This window comes from uncultured Campylobacter sp. (assembly GCF_905371695.1).
Classification (GTDB): Bacteria; Campylobacterota; Campylobacteria; order Campylobacterales; family Campylobacteraceae; genus Campylobacter_A.
This window is the reverse complement of record NZ_CAJPMA010000099.1, coordinates 1-5,487: the sequence shown is the minus strand read 5'-3', so window position 1 is coordinate 5,487 and position 5,487 is coordinate 1. Positions and strand designations below refer to the sequence as shown.

The following is a 5,487-nucleotide window of genomic DNA, read 5'->3' as shown; positions in this document are numbered from 1 at the left end:
TTTTTAGCTTCAAATCTCGTAACGATAACCGGCGTAGTATTTGATGCTCGCACTAGTGCCCAGCTGCCGTCCTCAAATCTTACTCTAACACCGTCTATGTCGACGATCTCGGCTATCTTACCTAGGCCTGCTAACAGATTTTGCGTATCGCCGTTTTCATAAATTTCAACCAAAACCTCTTTTAGCTTTGCAACCAGTTTAAATTTTTGCGCATCGGTCGTTTTTATCTTGATCTCGTCGGTGCTAAATACCTTGGGTAGTTTATCCAGCTCGCCGTCTAGGTTAAAGCCTTTAGCCACAAGCTCTAGCGCGCGAAACATCGCATACGTCGCATCATCAAAGCCAAAATACCTCTCTTTAAAGAAAATATGCCCACTTACCTCGGCCGCCATGTCGATATTTAGCTCTTTCATCGCCTTTTTTATATTGCTGTGGCCGGTCTTGCCCATGAAGCTTTTGCCGCCGTGTGCGTCGATCTCGTCGTACATGTTCTGTGAGCATTTTACCTCGCCCAGCACCCGCGGATTTTTCATCGCAAGGCTATATAGATACGCTAGTTCGTCGCCTTTTATGTTGCGTTTTTTGGTTAGAACAGCGATGCGGTCGCCGTCGCCGTCAAAACCGAATCCTATGTCAAATTCGCCCTTGAGCGCGATTTTTAGATCGCTTAAATTTTTCTCCTCGCTAGGGTCTGGGTGATGGTTTGGGAAGTTTCCGTCGGGCTCGGGGTATAAAATTTTAGCGTCTAAATTTAACGCCTCGCAAATTTCGGGCAAAACAGCGCCGACCGCGCCGTTTGCGCAGTCGATGACTATTTTAAGCGGTAAGGCTTTTAAATGTGCAAACTGCTCTATAAGAAAATTTTTATAAGGCGTCGCGATGTCGAATTTTTCGGCTCTTAGATCGTTTGGAATTTGCGTTTTTGCCGCGATGTCTGCTAGCACGGCGACTTTTAGCTTCTGCAAATCCTCGCCGAAGCAACTATCCTTAAAAATCGTGATTTTAAAGCCGTTGTACTCTTTTGGATTATGAGAGCCGGTTATCATTACGTTTGCGTCAAATTTATCCGTAAACACGCTAAAATATCCGACCGGCGTCGGTAGCAAACCGATACCATAGACCTTGATCCCGGCCAAATTTAGCCCGCTAACTAACCAGCCGAAAATCTCGCCCGCGCTTAGCCTAGCGTCATACCCTACGCTAACGTTTTTTGCGCCCCTGCGTAGCATTTCTCGGCCCAAATTTAACCCGATCGCCTTGACGCTAGTTTCGTTTAGATCTTGCCTGAAAATCCCGCGTATGTCGTATTCTCTAAATATTTCTTCTATCATAATTTTTTTATCTTTTGATTAAATAATTTTGGGATTATAGATAAAAAGAAGTTAAATTTTTATTAATTCTAATCATTTTTTTGAAATTTTTAGAGATTTACCCGACAAAAAGTCGGGTAAATTCGGGCTTACATCATGCCGCCCATACCACCCATTCCGCCCATATCAGGCATTGCAGGCATTGCTTTTTCTTCTTTTATTTCGCTAATAGTTGCCTCAGTTGTTAGTAGTAAACTCGCCACGCTAACCGCGTTTTGAAGTGCAACGCGCTCGACTTTTACGGGATCGATAATACCTGCTTCAAACATATTTACGTATTCGCCGCTTGCCGCGTTAAAGCCAAAATTTTCATCCTTACTAGTTTCTACCGCGTTAGCTACTACGCCCGCGTCAAATCCCGCATTTTCGGCTATTTGACGAAGCGGAGCGCGAAGCGCGCGACGGACAATCTCAGCACCTATCGCTTCATCTCCGCTTAAATTTAATTTTACGCGCTTTGAAGCTAGAATGAGCGCCGAGCCACCGCCCACCACGATGCCCTCTTCTACCGCCGCTCTCGTGGCACTTAGAGCATCATCCACGCGGTCTTTTTTCTCTTTCATTTCAGTTTCCGTAGCCGCTCCTACTTTAATCACCGCTACGCCGCCGCTTAATTTAGCCAATCTTTCTTGCAGCTTCTCACGGTCGTAGTCGCTCGTAGTTTCGGCGATTTGCGCCTTAATTTGAGTAATTCTCGCATCGATAGCCGCTTTTTCGCCTGCGCCGTTTACGATCGTTGTGTTATCTTTGTCGATCACTACGCTTGAAGCTTGACCTAGATCTTGTAAACTCGCGCTTTCTAGCGTTCTGCCTAGCTCTTCGCTAATCACTTCACCGCCGGTTAATATCGCGATATCTTCAAGCATCGCTTTTCTACGGTCGCCAAAGCCGGGAGCTTTAACGGCGGATATGTTTAGTACGCCGCGAAGCTTATTTACTACTAGCGTAGCAAGCGCCTCGCCCTCGATATCTTCTGCGATAATTAGGAGCGGTTTACCCGTCTTTTGAATCTGCTCCAAAACCGGAAGCAAATCTTTTAAATTCGTGATTTTCTTATCGAAAAGCAAAATATACGGACTTTGAAGTTCGACTTGCATTTTCTCGGCGTTTGTTATGAAATACGGACTTAAATATCCGCGGTCAAACTGCATACCCTCGACTACGTTTAGCTCGTCTTGGATGGATTTTGCTTCCTCGACGGTAATGACGCCGTCCTTGCCGACTTTATCCATCGCATCCGCGATTAATTTACCGATACTCTCGTCGGAATTCGCAGAGATCGTCGCTATCTGAGCCACCTCTTTAGATCCAGATACTTTCTTTGAAATTTTCTTTAATTCCTCGACCAAAGCCGCTACTTCCTTGTCCATTCCGCGTTTCACTTCGATCGGATTAGCGCCTGCGGTTACGTTGCGCAACCCCTCTTTAAATATCGCGTGAGCCAACACGGTCGCGGTCGTCGTGCCGTCGCCGGCTTGATCGTTTGTTTTGCTCGCTACTTCGCGCACTAGGCTGGCGCCCATATTTTCGATCGTATCTTTTAGATCAACCTCTTTTGCTACGCTAACGCCGTCTTTGGTTATAGCAGGCGCGCCGAAGCTTTTTTGAATTAACACGTTTCGTCCGCGCGGCCCCATCGTTACTTTTACAGCGTCGTTTAGTTTGCGCACGCCTTCGTATAGCCTATTTCTCGCATCGTCTGAGTAAAAAATTTCTTTTGCCATCGCTTTTCCTTTTAATTAAATTATTTAATTACGCCCAAAACGTCGTCTAAATTTAGTACCAAATAAGGCTTGTTATCAAGCGTTATTTCCGTACCCGCGTATTTTCCGAAGACTACCGCGTCGCCTACTTTTACGCCCTCTACTTCGCCGCCTACGGCTAGCGTTTTACCGCTTAAAGGTTTTTCTTTCGCGTTGTCGGGTATAATAATGCCGGAAGCCGTGGTTTTAGTCTCTTCCACGCGCTCAACTAGAATGCGTTTGCCTAACGGTTGAAAGTTCATCGTTCATCCTTTGGTTTGATTTTTAGCACTCTTTATTTTCGAGTGATGAGATATTAGCACTTTTTATTTAAAAAGTCAATATTTTAATGGTAAATTTTAAAAAAGTTTAGCCGTTTAGGCTCAATATTTCTAATCAAGAAAGGTAAAATATGAAATTTTTAGCTTACGTTTTAGGCGGATTATTAGTCCTTATTTTATGCGCCGCTGGTTTTATTTTTAGCTCTTACGGCAACTCTTTGCTCGCCTCTTACGCGCAAAATTTCGCCGATCAAAAAGCGGGTATTCGGCTTGAATTTCAAAAATTTAACCTAAATTTTAGCTCTATTTACGCGCAAGCTACGATAAACGGCGAAATTTTAGCCGAAATTAGCGGCGAGCTATCGCTTTTTACGCAAAAAATGTATTTATCTTATAAAATTTCGGCGAATTCGCTAAAATCGGCAAATTTAACGCTAAAAAATCCGCTAAATTTTAGCGGTAAAATTAACGGCGCTTTTGCCGATTTTACTGCAGACGGAGCGGGAAAGGCGCTCGGTTCAAACGCGAATTTTAGCGCGCGAATCAAAGACTACCGACCGTTAGCTTTCGCGCTAAATCTAAAATCGGCGCAAGTTTCGGACGCTTTGGCGCTTCTTGACAAGCCTCCTTACGCAGACGGGCTAATCGACGTAACGGCGGACGTAAAAGAGCGTAACGGCGCGGCTGAAATTTTACTCTACGACTCGTTGGCAAACGCCGAAGCGATAAAGCGCGACTTTAACGTAACTCTGCCTGCAAATTTCGCGCTAAAAGGGGCGATAAACGCTAAAATAAACGGCGATAAAATTTCGGCTAAAACAGTATTTATTACGCCAGTAGCTACGGCAAAAACCAGCGAAACTACCTACGATCTAGGCGCGAATGCGCTGACGACGGATTTTTGGCTAGACGCGCCCGACCTTGCAAAACTAGAACCTTTAATAAAGCAAAAATTAAGCGGCGCGCTTAAAATCGCGGGCGATGCGAGAGTAGCGCAAAACGGGCTTGAAAATTTAAACGCGACGATCGACGGACTAGGCGGAAAAGTCGAGGCAAATTTAAAAGACGGCAAGCTAAACGCGCGAATTTTAGGGCTTAGATTAGCTCAAATTTTAAATCTAGCCGCCCTACCCGCCTACGCGGACGCTACGATTAACGGCGAAGCGACGCTTGAAAATTTAACGGACGCTAAAAACATAAAAGGAGACGTAAAACTCGCTACTTCGGGCGGCAAGCTAAACGCCGCAAACTTAAAGGCGCTGGGCGTAAAACTTTCGCAAGACGCGGATTTTAGCCTAATAGCAAGCGCAAACGTCAAAAACTCGCTCGCGGATTTTAGCGCGAATCTCTTAACGCCACTAGCAAGCCTAAAAGAGATATCGGGCGGCTACGACATCGCCGCAAACACGCTTAACGCGAAATTTACGCTAACGGCTAACGAGCCTAAAAATTTTAAAAAATTGCTTGGCTACGAGCTTAGCTCGCCCGTTAATTTACGCGGCGAACTCGGCGCCAAAGACGGCGAAATTTTAAAATTTAGCGCCGAAGGAGACGCGCTTAGCGGGCGAATAAAGGCGAATTTTAGCGGCGAAGCTTTAAGCTTAAACGTTCAAAACGGCGCGCTTCAAGACGCGTTTTTATTAGCGGGGCTTAATCCGCTGGCAAGCGGCGCGGTAACGATAGATGCGGATTTTAGCGGTTTTAAGCGCGAAAATTTAAACGGCGAGCTAAAAATTTCACTTAAAAACGGACGAATTTACGAAAAAGCCGCGAGCGAGTTAAGCGGTAAAGAATTCCCCGCCGGCGTAAAATTTAGCGCGGACGCGGGCGTAAAAATCAAAAAAAGCGTAGCCGATTTTAGCGCCGTCGCGTCCTCGACGCTGCTTGATATAAAAAGCGCCAACGGGAAATTTAACCTAAATAACGGCGACGCGGCGGCGAAATTTACCGCCTATGCGCCCGAGCTCGCGCGGCTAAAATTTTTGAGCGGACGCGAACTACAAGGCGCGCTTGAAGTCGCGGGCGACGCGGTAAAATCGGGCGAAAATTTAGAGATAAACGCGGACGCGGATCTTTTTGGCGGTAAGGCTACGG

The 5,487-nt window shown here is 45.8% G+C and carries 4 protein-coding genes; 1 reads left to right on the top strand and 3 read right to left on the bottom strand.

What is annotated here, in order from left to right:
* The 3 genes from QZ147_RS08010 to groES all read right to left on the bottom strand — a co-directional run.
* On the bottom strand, positions 1–1,331 hold a 1,331-nt coding region (locus QZ147_RS08010; protein WP_295149074.1), incomplete at its 3' end, for a phosphomannomutase/phosphoglucomutase.
* 128 nt (positions 1,332–1,459) lie between these two features.
* Positions 1,460–3,094: a chaperonin GroEL gene (gene groL / locus QZ147_RS08005; RefSeq protein ID WP_295149072.1), complete on the bottom strand. Its 1,635-nt coding sequence runs from the start codon at positions 3,092–3,094 to the stop codon at positions 1,460–1,462.
* A gap of 20 nt (positions 3,095–3,114) precedes the next feature.
* Positions 3,115–3,375, bottom strand: a complete 261-nt coding sequence (groES, locus tag QZ147_RS08000; RefSeq protein WP_295149070.1) for a co-chaperone GroES — start codon at positions 3,373–3,375, stop codon at positions 3,115–3,117.
* Positions 3,376–3,524: 149 nt separating this feature from the next.
* On the opposite strand from groES, the gene QZ147_RS07995 reads away from it, so the two are divergent.
* The coding region (locus tag QZ147_RS07995; RefSeq protein ID WP_295149067.1) for a hypothetical protein at positions 3,525–5,487 on the top strand (1,963 nt) is incomplete at its 3' end.